A 16,671-nucleotide genomic window follows, 5' to 3' on the forward strand; every position below is an offset into this window, starting at 1 on the left:
GGAGCGGCGCATCAGAAATGCGCCGCTCCAGCTTTAGGGTGTGCAGAGCGTTTCCAGAGTCCTGCGGTCCAAAAGAGAAATGCTCCGGTATCCCAGAGCGACCAGCCCCCTGCGGGAGAATTGGTTCAGGATGCGGCTGACGGTCACCCGGCTAACAGAGATGGATGAGGCGATCTCCTCCTGGGTGCAGGACACCTGATCCTGCCCAGATGCTGCGGAGAGCAGGTACTGAGCCACCCGCCACTCTGCCGGGCGGAAGGCCATGTCGTCCACATGGGCGGACAGCAGCCGCACCGTCCGGGCCAGATATTTCAGCATGGCCATGGCCATGCCTGGATTCCGGGTAAATTCCGCCGTGACCTGCTCCCGGTCGATGGGGACGATCTCGCAGGGGGTGAGGGCTACGGCGGAGGACACCCGGGGCAGTTCGTCAAAAAAGGATGCCTCCCCGAAGATGGAGCCCTGCTGATACAGGTTCAGGGTGCGCTCCGCCCCGTCCTCCGACTGGATGAAGCTCTTTACCTTTCCCTTTTTCAAATAATAAAAGCAGGTGGCCTCTGTCCCCTGGAGGTAGATCAGATAGCCGGAGGAGCAGCGGACCGAGGGGCGGTCCTGGGCGAAGGGACGCCAGAGCTCCACAGGGAAGTCCAGCGAAAAGGTGTTGGCGTATTCCATCGATCTCTCCTCTTTTCCCAAGAAATCCTCTTAATTGTATCATAGTTAACATTCTTTTGGCAAGAGAACCGTCATACTGGACAGGAAAAAATCACCCACAAAAGTGAGGAGGCACATTCCATGGGAATGACGATGACACAAAAAATTCTGGCAAAGGCCGCCGGGCTGTCCTCAGTCCAGCCGGGCCAGCTGATCGAAGCCAGGCTGAACCTGGTCCTGGGCAACGATATCACCACCCCTGTGGCCATCACGGAGTTTGAGAAGGCTGGCTTCACCCAGGTCTTTGACAAGGACAGGATCGCCATTGTGCTGGACCACTATACCCCCTGCAAGGATATCAAGTCTGCCCAGCTGTGCAAGCAGGCACGGGAGTTTGCCCATAAGCACAGCATCACCCATTTCTACGACGTGGGCCAGGTGGGCGTAGAGCACGCCCTGATCCCCGAGAAGGGGCTGGCCGCCCCGGGAGAGGTCATCGTGGGGGCCGACTCCCATACCTGCACCTACGGCGCGCTGGGTGCCTTCTCCACCGGCATCGGCTCCACCGACATGGCTGCGGGCATGGCCACCGGCCTGCTGTGGTTCAAGGTCCCCTCTGCCATCAAGGTGACCCTGAAGGGGAAGCTCCAGCCCTGCGTCAGCGGCAAGGATGTGATCCTGCACCTGATCGGCGAGATCGGGGTGGACGGTGCCCTGTATCAGTCCCTGGAGTTCGCCGGGGAGGGCGTGTCCTCCCTGTCCATGGACGACCGCTTCACCATCTCCAACATGGCCATCGAGGCCGGCGGCAAGAACGGAATCTTCCCCGTAGACGAGAAGACCATGGAGTATATCAACGGCCGGGTGGGCCGTCCCTGCGAGGCCTTTGAGGCCGATCCCGATGCGGTCTACACACGGGAGGTAGTCATCGATCTGGACAAGCTGGAACCCACCGTCTCCATGCCCCATCTCCCCGAGAACACCAAGGTGGTCAGCGAGGTGGCCGGCCTGCACATCGACCAGGTGGTGATCGGCTCCTGCACCAATGGGCGCATCCAGGACCTGCGGGAGGCCGCTGCTATTCTGAAGGGGAAAAAGGTGGCGGAAAATGTGCGCTGCATCGTCATCCCCGCCACCCAGGAGATCACCCTCCAAGCCATGAAGGAGGGGCTGCTGGAGATCTTCATCGCCTCCGGCTGCGCTGTCTCCGCCCCCACCTGCGGCCCCTGCCTGGGTGGACACATGGGCGTCATGGCGGAGGGGGAGCGCTGCGTCTCCACCACCAACCGCAACTTTGTGGGCCGCATGGGGCATGTGCAGTCGGAAGTCATCCTGGCCTCTCCCGCCGTGGCCGCCGCCTCTGCAGTGGCCGGCTGCGTGGCCGACCCCCGCATCTAAAGCGAACGGCGCCTCAGGCGCAATGGGGAATATAAGGTCCCGAACTCCTCATTCCTAATTCTTAATTTGAAAGGATCGACGAACCAATGAAGGTTTACAAATACGGTGCCAACGTGGACACTGACGTCATCATCCCCGCCCGGCACCTGAACGACCCCTCTCCCGCGGCCCTGGCCTCCCACTGCATGGAGGACATCGATAAGGACTTCGCTTCCACCGTCCAGCCCGGCGACATCATCGTGGCCGGTCCTAACTTTGGCTGCGGCTCCAGCCGTGAGCACGCCCCTCTGGCCATCAAGTCCTGCGGTGTGAAGTGCGTCATCGCCCCCTCCTTTGCCCGCATCTTCTACCGCAACGCCATCAACATTGGCTTCCCCATTATGGAGTGCGCCCAAGCGGCGGAGGAGATCCAGGCCGGGGACCAGGTGGAGGTGGATTTTGCCACTGGTGTCATCACCGATGAGACCACCGGCAAGACCTACCAGGCGGCCCCCTTCCCGGAGTTTATTGACGGAATTATCAAAAGCGGCGGCCTGCTCAACTCCCTGAAGGACCGGGGGGTGGCGAAATGAACTACAAGATCGCGCTGATCCGGGGCGACGGCATCGGCCCAGAGGTAGTGGGTGAGGCGGTCCAGGTCATGGAAGCCGTGGGGAAGAAGTTCGGCCACAGCTTTACCTTTGAGGACATTTTGATGGGCGGCTGCGCCACTGACGCAGTGGGGGTGTCCTACCCCGAAGGCACCGCGGAGAAGTGCAGGGCCTGCGACGCGGTGCTGCTGGGCGCCGTAGGCGGTCCCAAGTGGGGCAGCGACAAGCCAGCGGAACAGCGCCCGGAGACGGCCCTGCTGGCCATCCGAAAGGACCTGGGGCTGTACGCCAACCTGCGCCCCGCCGCCCTGCGTCCCGCCATGGCCGGCGCCTGCCCCCTGAAGAAGGAGACCGCCGAGAAAGGCATCGACCTGATGATGGTCCGGGAGCTCACCGGCGGCATCTACTTCGGCAAGCGGGACCGCTATCAGACTGAGGACAGGGGGGAGGAGGCCACCGACCTGATGGCCTACTCAGAGCAGGAGATCGAGCGCATCGGCCGCCGGGCCTTTGAGCTGGCCCGCCTGCGCCGGAACAAGGTGTCCAGCGTGGACAAGGCCAACGTGCTGGAGACCAGCCGCCTGTGGCGGAAGGTGATGCACCGGCTGGCGGAGGAATACTCCGACGTGTCCTATGAGGACGTGCTGGTGGACAACTGCGCCATGCAGCTCGTCCGGGACCCCGGCCAGTTCGACGTGGTGGTCACCGAGAACATGTTCGGGGACATCCTCTCCGACGAGGCCTCCATGGTCACCGGCTCCATCGGCCTGCTGCCCTCCGCCTCTATCGGGGACGCCGCCCCCGGCCTGTATGAGCCCATCCACGGCTCCGCTCCGGACATCGCCGGCCAGGACAAGGCCAACCCCATCGCCACCATCCTGTCTGTGGCCATGATGTTCCGCTACTCCTTCCACCTGGCCGCGGAGGCCCAGGCCATCGAAAACGCCGTGGACGCGGTGCTGGCTGAGGGCTGGCGCACCGCCGACATCGCCGAGCCCGGCGTCATCCCCATCGGGACCCGGGAGATGGGCCGGCGCATCCGGGAAAAGCTCTGACTCAGAGAAAACACACAGACCCGGGACCCCCAAGCCAGATCCGGGAGGGGGGCCCCGGGTCCTTTTGCCCTCTGGAGGAACGGGAGTGGGAACAGGGCAGAGGAGAATTTGGTGAAAAAGCACAGAATGGAGGGAGCTCTACCCCTGACTTGCACCGTCCCCTGCCAAATTGTTCAGAATTTCAGGAAAATAACCGGAAACCACTTGCAATCCTGCAAGTCGGCGCATATAATATGCCATGCGTGATTCGCCAGAAGGAGGACAACATTGATATGAAAGAGCTTTCCAAGATCGCACTGGCTGTTGAGCCGTCCAGCACCATGGCCATCGACACTCTGTTCAAGCAGATGAAAGCCGAGGGGCAGGACGTGATCGGGTTTGGAGCCGGAGAACCCGACTTCAATACGCCGGACTATATCAAAGAGGCGGGTATTGCCGCCATCGAGCACAACGAGACCCGCTACACTCCCTCCAGCGGCACGGTGGAGCTGCGCAAGGCCATCTGCCAGCGCCTGAAGGCCGACTGCGGCGTGGAGTACACCCCCCAGCAGATCTCCGTGTCCAACGGCGCCAAGCCCTGCGTCTATGTGGCCCTGAGGGCCCTCATCAACCCCGGGGACGAGGTCATCCTGCCCTCTCCCTACTGGGTGAGCTACTCTGAGCTCATCAAGATGACCGGCGGCGTGCCTGTTATTGTGGAGACCCGGGAGGCGGACCATTTCAAGCTCACCGCCCAGGAGCTGCGGGACGCCATCACCCCCAAGACCAAGGCCATGATCCTGAACAACCCATCCAACCCCACCGGCATGATGTACAGCCGCAAGGAGCTGGAGGAGATCGCCAAGGTCTGCGTAGAACAGGATATTTACGTGATCTGCGACGAGATCTATTATCATCTGGTGTATGATGGAGAGGAGTTCGTCAGCCTTGCCTCCATCAGCCCGGAGATCAAGGAACGCACCCTGCTGGTCAATGGTGTTTCCAAGTCCTATGCCATGACCGGCTGGCGCATCGGCTATGTGGCCGCTAACGACCAGGTCTCCAAGGTGATCGCCAACTACCTCAGCCACTGCACCGGCTCCCCCAGCTCCATCTCCCAGAAGGCCGCTGTGACCGCCCTCACTGCCTCCCAGGAGAGTGTGGAGGTCATGCGCAAGGCTTTCGAGCGCCGCCGTGACTACATGGTGGAGCGGATGAACAGCATCGAGGGCGTCAGCTGCATCAAGCCCCACGGCGCTTTCTATGTGATGATGAACATCGAGAAGCTCATCGGCCAGGAGCTCCACGGCGTGGTCATCCGGGACGCGGACGATTTCGGCAACCTCTTCCTGAAGTACGGCAAGGTGGCTGTGGTGCCCGGTACTGGCTTTGGTGCCCCCACTTTTGTTCGCTGGTCCTATGCCACCTCCATTGAGAACATCAAGGAGGGCCTGAACCGGCTGGAGCGTTTCCTGAAGGGCGAGACCATCTAAACATGACGAAACAGAGCGGGAGCACGGACAGACCCATGTCCGCGCTCCCGCTTTCCTCTCTTAAGTTTTCGTGAAAATTTGGGAAAGCACTGGCAATCCCCCGGGGAGTACGTTATAATATTTGATACAAGCGGGCAGGGGAGAGCTGCCCAGATTCTAAATAAAATGAGGTTTGATGCAAATGCCGACCAACGCCTATGAAAGTCCGCTGTCCTCCCGATATGCCAGCGACGAGATGCTGTATCTCTTTTCCGCTGACAAGAAATTCTCCACTTGGAGACGTCTGTGGGTCGCGCTGGCCCGGGCCGAGATGGAGCTGGGGCTCCCGGTGACCCAGGAGCAGGTGGATGAACTGGAGTCCCATATCACTGATATCGACTATGAGAAGGCGGCCCAGTGGGAACGGAAGCTGCGCCATGACGTGATGGCCCATGTCCACACCTACGGTGAGCTGTGCCCCAAAGCCATGCCCATCATCCATCTGGGGGCCACCAGCTGCTATGTGGGGGACAATACCGACGTGATCCTCATGCGGGAGGGACTGGAGCTGGTCCGGGCCAAGCTGGTAAAGGTCATCGCCCGGCTGGCCAAGTTCGCAGAGGAGTATAAGGCCCTGCCCACCCTGGGCTTTACTCATTTTCAGGCTGCCCAGCTGGTGACGGTAGGCAAACGGGCCACCCTGTGGATGAACGAGCTGCTCATGGATCTGGAGGAGGTGGAGCACCGCATCTCCACCCTGAAGCTGCTGGGCTCCAAGGGGACCACCGGTACCCAGGCATCCTTCCTGGAGCTGTTCGAGGGGGATCACGAGAAGGTCAAGGAGCTGGAGCGGAAGATAGCCCGTGAGATGGGCTTTGACGCCGTGGTCCCGGTGAGCGGCCAGACCTATTCCCGGAAGATGGACTACAACGTGGTGTCCACCCTGTCCGGCATCGCTCAGTCCGCCAGCAAGTTTGCCACCGACATGCGGCTGCTCTGCCACCTGAAGGAGGTGGAGGAGCCCTTTGAAAAGAACCAGATCGGCTCCTCCGCCATGCCCTACAAGCGCAACCCCATGCGCTGCGAGCGTATCTGCTCCCTGGCCCGTTACGTCATGGTGGACGCGGGCAACCCCGCTGTCACCACCGCGACCCAGTGGTTCGAGCGCACCCTGGATGATTCCGCCAACAAGCGCCTGTCTGTGCCAGAGGCCTTCCTGGCTGTGGACGCCATCCTGAACATCTACCTGAACGTGGCCTCCGGTCTGGTGGTCCATCCCAAGGTCATTGAGCGCCACGTTCTGGAGGAGCTGCCCTTCATGGCCAGCGAGAACATCATGATGGATGCGGTGAAGCGAGGCGGCAACCGCCAGGAGCTCCACGAGCGTATCCGCGTGCTCTCCCAGGAGGCCGGGCGGAATGTAAAGGACCTGGGCCTGCCCAACAATCTGATCGATCTGATCGCAGAGGACCCGGCCTTTGGTATGAGCCGGGAGGAGCTCACCGCCCATCTGGAGCCCAGCCGCTACATCGGCCGCTGCCCCCAGCAGGTGGAGGAGTTCCTGAAGGAGCAGGTCGCCCCCGCTCTGGCCAAATATCAGGACTGCCTGAAGGATGAGGACACAGAGCTGAAAGTCTGAGAAAAAGGAGCTGCCCACGTGAACAAGAAGCCGCAAAATCCATACTTTTTTGCCGGCGTGACTGCATTTCTGGTCATCGCCGCCGCTATCCTCGTCTTTTTTGCCGTCTTTCACTTCAAGGGCATCCTGAGCTTTCTCTCCACGGTCAACCGCATTCTCCGTCCCATCTACTACGGAGCGGTCCTGGCTTTCCTGTTGCTGCCCATCCACCGGGCCATTTTAAGATTTCTCACCGGACTCACCCCGGACAGCCGCCTGTCAGACCGGCGGAACCTGAGCTTTCTCAACGCAGTGGCCATCATCCTCAGCCTTCTGTTCGCCGCCCTAGTCATTTATATCCTGCTGGCCATGGTCCTGCCCCAGGTCTATGAGAGCGTGGTAGGGCTGGTCCAGTCCATCCCCGGCTATTTTATGACCCTCCAGGAGCGGCTGATGGAATTTTTGGCCAATAACCCGGACATTCAGACAGCGGTCATGCCTTACTACAACTCGGTAGCTGTGTCGGTGGAGGAGTGGCTCCAGTCCGATCTGCTCCCCAATCTGGAGTCCGTCAACAGCTCTTTGTCCTGGTTCCAGCAGGAGATCGTTCCCCGGCTCACCTCCATGTTCTCCAGTGTGTCCGCTGTGTTCATCGCCCTGCTGATGCTGGCCAAGGACCTGCTGATCGCCGTTATCGTCTCCGTCTATCTGCTGGCCAGAAAGGATATCTTCTCTGCCCAGGCCAAAAAGATCGTGTACAGTGTGTGTGAGACCCGCTGGGCAGACCTGATCGTGGAGGAGGTGCGCAATGCCTATCGCATCATGAGCGGCTTTATCAACGGCAAGCTGCTGGACTCCCTCATCATTGGGATCATCGCGCTGGTGTGCTGCAATCTCTTTAACTTCCCATACCCCGCCCTTTTGGCGGTCATCATCGGTGTGACCAATGTCATCCCCTTTTTTGGCCCCTTTATCGGTGCCATTCCATGCGCCCTGCTGATCCTCATCATCAGTCCTATCCAGTGTGTTTATTTCGTGATCTTTATCCTTGTGCTCCAGCAGTTTGACGGGAATATTCTGGGCCCCAAGATCCTGGGGGACTCCACGGGACTGGCCAGCTTCTGGGTGCTGTTCTCGATCCTGCTGTTCGGCGGGCTGTTTGGATTCGCCGGCATGGTGCTGGGTGTCCCGGTCTTTGCCATGTTTTACAGCGTGGTCAACCGTCTGGTACGCTATGGGCTGGGGAAGCGGAAGCTCCCGGTGGAGACCCAGGAGTATCTGGGACGGACCGGGCCTCTCTCCAGGCCAAAGGAGTGACCCCCTGTGAATAAAACAGCGATTTGCGGCCTCAGGGCGGCCCTGGTGATCGTCTTCCTTTTGATCCTGCTGGCACTGGGTGCCCTGATCCTTGTGGGAAACTATTTCTACACCTTTGCCCTGGACCCTAACGCCAAGGGCGGCTTCGGCTCCGCCGCCGGGATCGTGGACAGCGAGTACACCCGCTGGCTGCTGAAGGACAGCCGTGACGTGTCCCTCATCAGTGATGACGGCCTGGAGCTCCACGCCTACCGGGTGGACGGAAGCGTCCCTCACCGCTACGCTGTCCTCTGCCATGGCTATCAAAACAACGCCACCGGCATGGCCTCCTATGGCAAACATCTGTTTGATTTGGGCTACACGGTGCTGCTCCCCGACGCCAGAGGGCACGGAGAGAGCGAGGGAGACTACATCGGGATGGGGTGGCCGGAGCGCCGGGATGTGGTCCGATGGTGTCAACAGCTGATCGCGGAGGACCCGGAGGCGGAGATCGTGCTTTACGGCGTCTCTATGGGCGCTGCCACCGTGATGATGGCCTCCGGTGAGGCGGATCTGCCTGTCCAGGTCCGGTGTGTGATCGAGGACTGCGGTTATACCTCTGTCTGGGATGAATTTTCTGGCCAGCTGAAGGAGCTGTTCGGCCTGCCGCCCTTCCCCGTTCTCAACGCTGCGGATCTGGTCTGCCGTATCCGGGCCGGCTACAGCATCACAGAGGCCAGTGCCCTGAGACAGGTGGAGCGCTCTGTCACCCCCACGCTCTTCATCCACGGAGAGGAGGACACCTTTGTTCCTTTCTGGATGCTGGAGGAGCTGTATCAGGCCGCCTCCTGCGAGAAGGAGAAGCTGGCCGTCCCCGGCGCCGCTCACGCGGAGTCCGCCGCCGTGGCGCCGGAGCTGTACTGGCCCGCGGTGGACGCCTTTCTGGCGCGGCATATGGCCTGATTCAGCGAGATAGAAAGAAGCCCTGCATGGCAATGCCATGCAGGGCTTCTTTACTGGAAACCTATTACAGGCTGGTGGTCAGCACCTTTTTCAGGCGGGCAAAACGGGGGAGGGCGTTCTCCTTGGGGGCATCGGTCTCTCCCTGGATCAGGGGCAGCACATAGTCGATGAACTCTTGAGTCACACCGTTCCCGGCCTCGTTGATCCACGCGCGGGGGACCTTCTTCTCAAAGTTGGCCACGATATCCAGGGGCTCCAGGACGGTCTTGCATTCATAGCTGCCATCCCGAGTGCACTGGAAAGCCACCATCTTGTCAGTAAAGCCCTCAGCGGCGGCCTCCACCGCAGCCTGGCCGGCCAGATATGCCTCCTCCACATCGGTCTTGGAGGCCAGATGGGACCCGCAGCGCTGGAGCAGGGAGAGCTCGATGCCGCGGACCTTGGCCCCCAGCTTCTGCTTCACGGTCTCGGCCAGCATGGAGGCCAGACCGCCCAGCTGGGCGTGTCCGAAGCCGTCAGTAGCGGAGGTCTTAGCCTCGGAGACGAAGGTGCCGTCGGCGTAGTGGATGCCCTCGGACACGGCTACCATGCACTTGCCGGTCTTATCGTAGACGGCCTTCACATCGGAGAGGAACCGGTCCATGTCAAAGTCGGTCTCGGGCAGATAGACCAGGTCGGGACCGCAGCCGGTGAGGGAGGCCAGGGCGGCGGAGCCGGCCAGCCAGCCGGCGTGGCGGCCCATGATCTCGATGATGGTGACCATGCCGGTGTCATACACGTGGGCGTCCTGCCACACCTCGGCGCAGGAGGTGGCGATATACTTGGCCGCGGAGGCAAAGCCGGGGCAGTGGTCGGTGCCGTTCAGGTCATTGTCGATGGTCTTTGGAACACCCATGATGCGGCACTCGTAGCCCACTTTCTGCATATACTTGGAGATCTTGTTGCAGGTGTCCATGGAGTCGTTGCCGCCGTTGTAGAAGAAATAGCGGACATTGTACTTCTTGAAGATCTCCAGGATACGCTGGTAATCGGTATCATCTACGTCGGGATCCGCCAGCTTGTAGCGGCAGGAGCCCAGGGCAGAGGAGGGGGTGTATTTCATCAGGTCCAGCTCAGCGGGGTCCTCCTGAGCCATGTCGTACAGCTTGTCCTCCAGCACACCCTTGATGCCGTGGGCGGCGCCCAGCACCTGAGTGATGCAGGGAGTCTTCAGGGCGGTCTGGATGACGCCCTGGGCACTGGCGTTGATGACGGCGGTGGGGCCGCCGGACTGGCCGATGATACAGGCTCCAGTCAGTTGATTCATGTTGGTTGCCTCCTTCAAAAATCTTGCAGCGGGATTGGAAAACTGCACATTTCTTTATTGAAAATTCCAAAGTAAATCATACCATGTCCTATTGTATTTCGCAATTGGAAATGGTACAATATAACATGTAAATTTGAAGAAGGAGATGGTCATTATGCCACTGGTAACGACCACTGAAATGTTCAAAAAGGCCTATGACGGCGGATACGCTATCGGCGCGTTCAATGTCAACAACATGGAGATCGTCCAGGGGATCACCGAGGCGGCCAAAGAGGTCAACGCCCCCCTGATCCTCCAGGTCTCCAAGGGCGCTCGGGCCTATGCTAACCATACCTATCTGATCAAGCTGGTAGAGGCCGCCATCGCTGAGACCGGCCTGCCTATCTGCCTGCACCTGGACCACGGCGACAGCTTCGAGCTGTGCAAGTCCTGCGTGGACGGCGGTTTCACCTCCGTGATGATCGATGCCTCCTCCAAGCCCTTTGAGGAGAACATCGAGATCACCAAGAAGGTGGTGGAGTATGCCCACGACCACGGCGTAGTGGTGGAGGCCGAGCTGGGCGCTCTGGCAGGCGTGGAGGACGAGGTCAATGTGTCTGCCGAAGACTCCCATTACACCCGTCCTGAAGAGGTGGAGGAGTTCGTCTCCCGCACCGGCTGTGATTCCCTGGCCATCGCCATCGGCACCAGCCACGGCGCTTACAAGTTCACTGCCGCTCAGTGCACCCGCAATGAGAAGGGGGAGCTGGTTCCCCCTCCGCTGCGCTTCGACATCCTGGATGAGATCGTCAGGCGCCTGCCTGGGTTCCCCATCGTGCTCCACGGCTCCTCCTCCGTGCCTCAGGAGTTTGTGAAGATGATCAACGAGAATGGCGGCAAGATGCCTGACGCTGTGGGCATCCCCGAGGATCAGCTGCGTCAGGCCGCACGGGGCGCCGTGTGCAAGATCAATATCGACTCCGATCTGCGTCTGGCCATGACCGGCACCATCCGCAAGTATTTTGCCGAGCATCCCGCCGACTTTGACCCCCGGCAGTATCTGAAGCCCGCCCGTGAGAACATCAAGCAGCTGGTCAAGCATAAGCTGATCAACGTGCTGGGCTGCGACGGCAAGGCCTGATCGAACTTCTGCCTTTTGAAAAGGGAGCGCTTCGGCGCTCCCTTTTTTCATACCTAGTTCGCCAAAGCCGCCCCGTAGGCCCATGGTGAGAAGAAGGAGACAGAACTTTCAGGTGAGATGAACCCGGGACCGTTTTCTGCATAGAATGGGGGCAGGAGAGGGGAGAGGTCCTTTGCACGATATCCTGCCCTATGACCGCGGGGCTGCGGTGCGCTATGCCCACCGGTGGGCGTATGATCGGAATCCGGCGTACTACGATTTCTCTGAACTGGGGGGAGACTGCACCAACTTCGCATCCCAATGCCTTTATGCTGGGAGCGGCGTGATGGACCATACGCCTACCTTCGGATGGTACTACATCAGCGGAAATCAGAAATCTCCGTCCTGGAGCGGCGTGCCCTACTTTTATAACTTTTTGACCCGAAAGGACAGCAGGCCGGGGCCCTTTGGCACGGAAGCCGGACTGGGTGAACTGGAGCCGGGGGATTTTATCCAGCTCAGCTTTGCCGGCGGCGTCTTTGCCCATGATCCTATCGTGGTGGAGATCCGGCAGCCGGCCTTTCCCGACACCATTCTGGTGGCCGCCCACAGCCAGGACGCCGACTTCCGGCCGTTGAGCACCTACCCATATCAAGCCCTGCGGGGCATCCATATTCTGGGGGTCCGCCCCAGATAAGCGATAGACCTCCTAATTGGTTTTGGGAGGTCTATCGCTTTAACGCTCTATGGGGAGGCCATTTTCATCAAAGGTGTTTTTCAGCAGGGCATCCACCAGAAATGCGGAGATACACAGAAATACCATCTGTCCGCCGATCAGCCACAGTACAAAGGAGGAGGCACTCTCCCGGAACACAACCATAAGCACTGCGGACAGGATGCTGAGAAGGAGTCCGATGCGCAGCCAGAGCTTAGAGATGTGCCGGTGGGCGAAGGCCCAGGTCTCCTCGGTTTTGCTGGAGAGGGCGGTGCGGTAGGCTAGAAAGCCACCGTCCCGCTTGGGGGGATGGATGCGCCAAATCAGCCCCACCACCGCCATCAGGACCGGCGTGAGCATGGCAAAGACGAACAGTACATAATACATGGGTCACGAACTCCTTTTTTCTTCCTGTTCCATGATCTCTCTTTGGGCCCGCTTGGTCAGCTTCTGGAATACCAGTTCATAGGACATGCCGCAAAAGTCCCGCAGCACGTCGTCCGGGAGAGCCCCGTCCAAATAGACCGAGTTCCAATTCCGCTTATCGCTGTAAAAACCGGGCACTACCTCCGGGTACTGCTCGCGAAATGCCTCGGCCAGCCTGGGATCGCACTTCAGGATCACCATAGTCCGCCCAGCATGGGCGGCGTGTTCCGGTCCTGGGGTGCAGACGGCTGCAAACATCCGCCCGCCTACCAAATAACGCTGCCACTGCCATTCCAATTTGTAGTCGGTGACGGCACCGGGCATGGACAGCAGATAGCCCTCCAGCCAGGAATATCGGTTCATGTCTCGTCCTCACTTCCCCTTTTTTTCTTCTTTACCATCCCCAGAGGATTGGCACGGGCTGCGGTGCGCAGATCATCGCTGTCCACGTGGGTGTATATCTGGGTCGTGTTCAGGTGGTCGTGGCCCAGGACCTCCTGCAAAGTGCGTACGTCTACGCCGTTTTGAAGCATCAGAGTGGCGGCAGTGTGGCGCAGCTTATGGGCGGAATACTGGGTGCTGTCCAGCCCGGAAGCGGCCAGATGCTTTTTCACCAGCTTGTGCACCGCAGCGCGGGAGATGCGCCGGCGGTTCTGATGGGTGATGAAGAGGGCCTCCTTATCGATCAGTGCCAGCATGTTCCGCTCTGTCAGCCAATCCTGGAGAGCCTGCTGACAGGCTTCGTTGAGAAAGAGGACCCGTTCCTTGTTGCCCTTGCCCAGGACTCTGAGCTGATCGCCCCGGACATCGGTCACGTTCAGGCCGACCAGCTCTGAGATCCGCAGGCCGCAGTTCAAAAACAGGGTCAGGATGCAGTAATCCCGCACAGAGTTAGCTCCGTCTACCGACTCCAGCAATTCCACGCTCTCTTCCAGATCCAGGTAACGGGGCAGTGACTTCTTGAGGCGGGGGGAATCCAGATCCTGCATAGGGTTCTCAGTCAGCAGCTTGGCCTTGTTGGTGAGGTACTTATAAAATGAGCGGATGGTCGCCACCTTGCGTGCCCGGGAGGACGCAGACAATCCATAGCTGGTGTCTGGGCTGTTCGGATGGGCCGCGCGGTCTCGGCTGAGATAGCTCATATAGGCGTAGACGTCGGTCAGAGTGACGGAGCGGATGAGTTGGATGTCCACATCATCGATGGGGATCGATTCCATGGGCGTATCCTTGGGGACAAGCCGTTTTTCCAGCTTGAGATAGCGGAAAAAGCTGCGCAGATCCAGAAAGTATTCGTCCACGGTTTTTGGGGAGTGGCCCTGGATGGTCTCATGATAGACCAGAAAATCCCGAAGGATGGGTGGTGATTCTGAGCGGTAGTCCAAATCGCAGCCTGCGGGCCTGGGATGGGTGAAAACACGGTTTTCTCCTATTGCTCCTCCTCTCAGGTCAACAAAATTTTTATTTTGTTGACCTGAGAGTCTTCCCGCAGTACCTCCCTTCGCAGTGCTTCCCCTGCATCATACCACACCGGCGGAGCGGTCGCAAGCCCTGCGGCCGGCTTTTGCCGCCTTGGCCTCCAGGGACGCCTGCAAGAGCCGGTCGGCCATCGCATAGATCATGCGCACGAAAAGACCGCATCAGGAAGCTAGAGTCTTTCTGATGCGGTCTTTTCGCATAGATATCTCTCATCTGGGCACACTGATGACCATGATATCATGGCCCGCATTTCAGCCAAACAAAAAGAAAAAGGTGTGATCTTTTGAGCCTGATCGTCTGCACCGACCCCTGCGTCTACCAACAGGACGGCTACTGCTCTCTGGCCCGGGCGGCATCCTGCGGGAGTACCGGCGGGAGCGGCTGTGTCAACTTTGTTCCCCGCTTACAAAATGGCGGCCAGTGCTTCCCGGATGTTGGCCACCCGGATCACGTCCAGGCCCTCCGGAACAGACAGCTTTCCTTGGACCCGTTTCGGGATCAGGCATTTGGTAAATCCCAGGCGCCGCACCTCACTGAGCCGCTGTCCCAGGGCACTCACCGCCCGCAGCTCGCCGGTCAGGCCGATCTCTCCGATGGCGGCCAAGTCGCTGGGAACAGGCCTGTCCCGGAAGCTGGAGGCAAAAGCGATCATAGCGGCCAGATCAGCGGCGGGCTCCTCCAGTGAGAGGCCGCCGATCACGTTCACATAGGCATCGCAGCCGCTGAGCATCAGTCCGCCGCGCTTTTCCAGCACCGCCAGCAGTAGCATGGCCCGGTTGTAGTCCACCCCGTTGCTCACCCGGCGGGGATTGCCCAGGCTGGAGGGCACCACCAGCGCCTGTACCTCCGCCAGCACTGGCCGCACCCCCTCCATCACGCAGGTGACGCAGGTCCCGGGGGCGTCGGTGGGCCGCCCGGCCAGCAGGGCCTCCGACGGGTTGGGCACTTCCGTCAGTCCCGCGTCTGCCATCTCAAAGACGCCGATCTCATTGGTGGCGCCAAAGCGATTTTTCGCCGCCCGGAGGATGCGGTAGGCCATCTGCCGCTCTCCCTCAAAATAGAGAACGCAGTCCACCATATGCTCCAGTACCTTAGGGCCGGCGATAGATCCCTCCTTGTTCACGTGGCCGATGACAAAGACGGTGATCCCCTCCCCTTTCGCCAGCTGCATCAGGGACATGGTACACTCCTTCACCTGGGAGATGCTTCCCGGCCCCGAGCTGATATCCCCGTGATAGAGGGTCTGAATGGAGTCCACGATGAGCACATCGGGCTGGAGGCTGTGGACTGCGTCCAGCACGTGTTCCAGGTTCGTTTCCGACAGGAGATAGAGCCCCTCGCCGGCCACGTTCAGCCGCTGGGCCCGCAGCTTGATCTGCCGCTCTGACTCCTCACCGGATACATACAGGACCTTGGCGAACCGGCACAGGTTGTCGCAGATCTGGAGCATCAGGGTGGATTTTCCAATGCCCGGTGCGCCGCCCACCAGCACCAATGAACCGCGCACCGCTCCGCCGCCCAGCACCCGGTCCAGCTCTCCCATCCCGGTGCGGAAGCGCAGCTCATCGGTGACCTCCACCTCTTCCATGGACTTAGGACGGCTGAGAGGGACGCCGATACCGGATGTCCCCCGGGCGGGCCCTCCCTTCCTGGGGGCCTGTTCTGCGGGCCGCTCCACCACCGTATTCCAGGCCCCGCAGGCCGGGCATCTCCCCTGCCACTTGGGCGTCTCATTTCCACATTCCGTACAATAAAATACCGTCTTGGCCTTCATATTTCATCCTCAAATCTCTGTGGTATGGGCCGTGATCCGCTCCCCCTGAAAGGTCAGGCAGGCGCTGGCCAAGGCTGCGGCGATCTTGGTCTGATAGACCGGGTCTCGGAGCCTGGCGGCCTCCTGTGGATTGCTGAGGAAGCCGCACTCCACCAAAATCGCCCGGTTGTCAATGTGATTCATCAGATATACTGTGTCTGGGATCTGCTTGGCCTGCCTGCCGTTGTCCGGGTCCAGCGTTTGGCGCAGGATCTCCTGGGTGTATTCGGCCAGTGCCTGGGAGCCCTCTGTGGGTGCGTAGAACACCTGTGCACCGTCGTAGCGGCTCTCCGGGTAGCTGTTTTGGTGGACACTGATCAGGGTGGCGCCGGACAGATCCTGGACGGCCCGGGTCCGGTTGCGCAGGTCCGAGGACTTCTTCTCCTTCAGGGAACCGGCCTCCGGGTCGTGCAGGGAGATATCCTCCCGGCGCAGCATGACGGGGGCGGCACCGCAGAAAGCCAGGATGTCCTCCAGCCGAAGGGCTATGGCCAGGTTGATGCCGCTCTCCTGGGTGCCGTCTGCCGAGACCGCACCGCCGTCCTCTCCTCCGTGGCCGGCATCCACGATGAAGGGGCCTGTCTCCGTGCGGGCAGCGGCGGAGACAGCCTCTCCCTCTCCGTTCGGAGACACGAAGGGGGCCATACACAGCAGTACCGCTAGGACGCACAGGACCGAAATGACATGTTTCATATTGGCATACACCTCCCGTCCATCCTATGGCCGGGAGGCCGCTTTCATGTTATTATACCGCAGATAGGTCCAAAAGGCAAAGGCTCATGCTCACATTAGCTGCAGTATTTTGGAAAGG

At 60.2% G+C, this 16,671-nt stretch carries 16 protein-coding genes; 9 read left to right on the plus strand and 7 right to left on the minus strand.

All coding sequences use genetic code 11. The features are described 5' to 3' along the window. Positions 1-33: 33 nt before the first annotated feature. Positions 34-675: a Crp/Fnr family transcriptional regulator gene (locus tag NE584_RS01360; RefSeq protein ID WP_050624806.1), complete on the minus strand. Its 642-nt coding sequence runs from the start codon at positions 673-675 to the stop codon at positions 34-36. 120 nt (positions 676-795) lie between these two features. Here NE584_RS01360 and leuC point away from each other — a divergent pair, with 120 nt between their 5' ends. From leuC to NE584_RS01395, 7 genes are all read left to right on the plus strand, one after another. Further along, the gene (gene leuC / locus NE584_RS01365; protein ID WP_050624807.1) at positions 796-2,052 is read left to right on the plus strand and encodes a 3-isopropylmalate dehydratase large subunit; all 1,257 of its coding nucleotides are present in this window, start codon (positions 796-798) and stop codon (positions 2,050-2,052) included. Positions 2,053-2,138: 86 nt separating this feature from the next. Further along, entirely contained in the window at positions 2,139-2,624 is a 486-nt protein-coding gene (locus NE584_RS01370) for a 3-isopropylmalate dehydratase small subunit (protein WP_050624808.1), read from the plus strand. Further along, complete coding sequence (gene leuB / locus NE584_RS01375) at positions 2,621-3,697, plus strand: 3-isopropylmalate dehydrogenase (protein WP_050624809.1); 1,077 nt, start codon at positions 2,621-2,623, stop codon at positions 3,695-3,697. Before NE584_RS01370 ends, leuB begins: the two co-directional genes overlap by 4 nt. A 272-nt stretch (positions 3,698-3,969) precedes the next feature. Then, entirely contained in the window at positions 3,970-5,169 is a 1,200-nt protein-coding gene (locus NE584_RS01380) for a pyridoxal phosphate-dependent aminotransferase (protein ID WP_050624810.1), read from the plus strand. Between the two features lie 181 nt (positions 5,170-5,350). Beyond that, positions 5,351-6,787 carry an adenylosuccinate lyase gene (gene purB, locus NE584_RS01385; RefSeq protein ID WP_256181487.1) on the plus strand — a complete coding sequence of 479 codons (1,437 nt, stop codon included), beginning with the start codon at positions 5,351-5,353 and terminating at the stop codon, positions 6,785-6,787. A gap of 18 nt (positions 6,788-6,805) precedes the next feature. Further along, on the plus strand, positions 6,806-8,083 hold the full coding sequence (locus NE584_RS01390) for an AI-2E family transporter (protein ID WP_050624812.1): 1,278 nt from the start codon (positions 6,806-6,808) through the stop codon (positions 8,081-8,083). A gap of 6 nt (positions 8,084-8,089) precedes the next feature. Next, positions 8,090-9,025, plus strand: coding sequence for an alpha/beta hydrolase (locus NE584_RS01395; RefSeq protein ID WP_108981215.1), 936 nt, complete (start codon positions 8,090-8,092; stop codon positions 9,023-9,025). Between the two features lie 64 nt (positions 9,026-9,089). On the opposite strand, the gene NE584_RS01400 is transcribed toward NE584_RS01395, so the two are convergent. Further along, positions 9,090-10,331, minus strand: coding sequence for a 6-phosphofructokinase (locus NE584_RS01400; protein ID WP_256181488.1), 1,242 nt, complete (start codon positions 10,329-10,331; stop codon positions 9,090-9,092). 154 nt (positions 10,332-10,485) lie between these two features. Here NE584_RS01400 and fba point away from each other — a divergent pair, with 154 nt between their 5' ends. Both fba and NE584_RS01410 read left to right on the plus strand, forming a co-directional pair. Then, complete coding sequence (gene fba, locus NE584_RS01405) at positions 10,486-11,451, plus strand: class II fructose-1,6-bisphosphate aldolase (protein ID WP_050624815.1); 966 nt, start codon at positions 10,486-10,488, stop codon at positions 11,449-11,451. Between the two features lie 172 nt (positions 11,452-11,623). Further along, complete coding sequence (locus tag NE584_RS01410) at positions 11,624-12,127, plus strand: amidase domain-containing protein (RefSeq protein WP_108981214.1); 504 nt, start codon at positions 11,624-11,626, stop codon at positions 12,125-12,127. A 39-nt stretch (positions 12,128-12,166) separates the two neighbouring features. Here NE584_RS01410 and NE584_RS01415 read toward each other — a convergent pair whose 3' ends face one another. The 5 genes from NE584_RS01415 to NE584_RS01435 form a co-directional block, all read right to left on the minus strand. Further along, positions 12,167-12,532 carry an SdpI family protein gene (locus NE584_RS01415; protein WP_050624817.1) on the minus strand — a complete coding sequence of 122 codons (366 nt, stop codon included), beginning with the start codon at positions 12,530-12,532 and terminating at the stop codon, positions 12,167-12,169. 3 nt (positions 12,533-12,535) lie between these two features. After that, positions 12,536-12,934 carry an MmcQ/YjbR family DNA-binding protein gene (locus tag NE584_RS01420; RefSeq protein ID WP_050624818.1) on the minus strand — a complete coding sequence of 133 codons (399 nt, stop codon included), beginning with the start codon at positions 12,932-12,934 and terminating at the stop codon, positions 12,536-12,538. Beyond that, positions 12,931-13,953: a tyrosine recombinase XerC gene (locus tag NE584_RS01425; protein ID WP_050624819.1), complete on the minus strand. Its 1,023-nt coding sequence runs from the start codon at positions 13,951-13,953 to the stop codon at positions 12,931-12,933. The genes NE584_RS01420 and NE584_RS01425 overlap by 4 nt, the downstream gene beginning before the upstream one ends. Before the next feature lie 497 nt (positions 13,954-14,450). Next, positions 14,451-15,821, minus strand: coding sequence for a DNA repair protein RadA (gene radA / locus NE584_RS01430; RefSeq protein ID WP_108981213.1), 1,371 nt, complete (start codon positions 15,819-15,821; stop codon positions 14,451-14,453). A gap of 9 nt (positions 15,822-15,830) precedes the next feature. Then, entirely contained in the window at positions 15,831-16,553 is a 723-nt protein-coding gene (locus NE584_RS01435) for an N-acetylmuramoyl-L-alanine amidase (RefSeq protein ID WP_050624821.1), read from the minus strand. Between the last annotated feature and the right edge of the window lie 118 nt (positions 16,554-16,671).

The organism is Clostridium sp. DFI.5.61, assembly GCF_024462915.1.
GTDB lineage: Bacteria > Bacillota > Clostridia > Oscillospirales > Oscillospiraceae > Lawsonibacter > Lawsonibacter asaccharolyticus.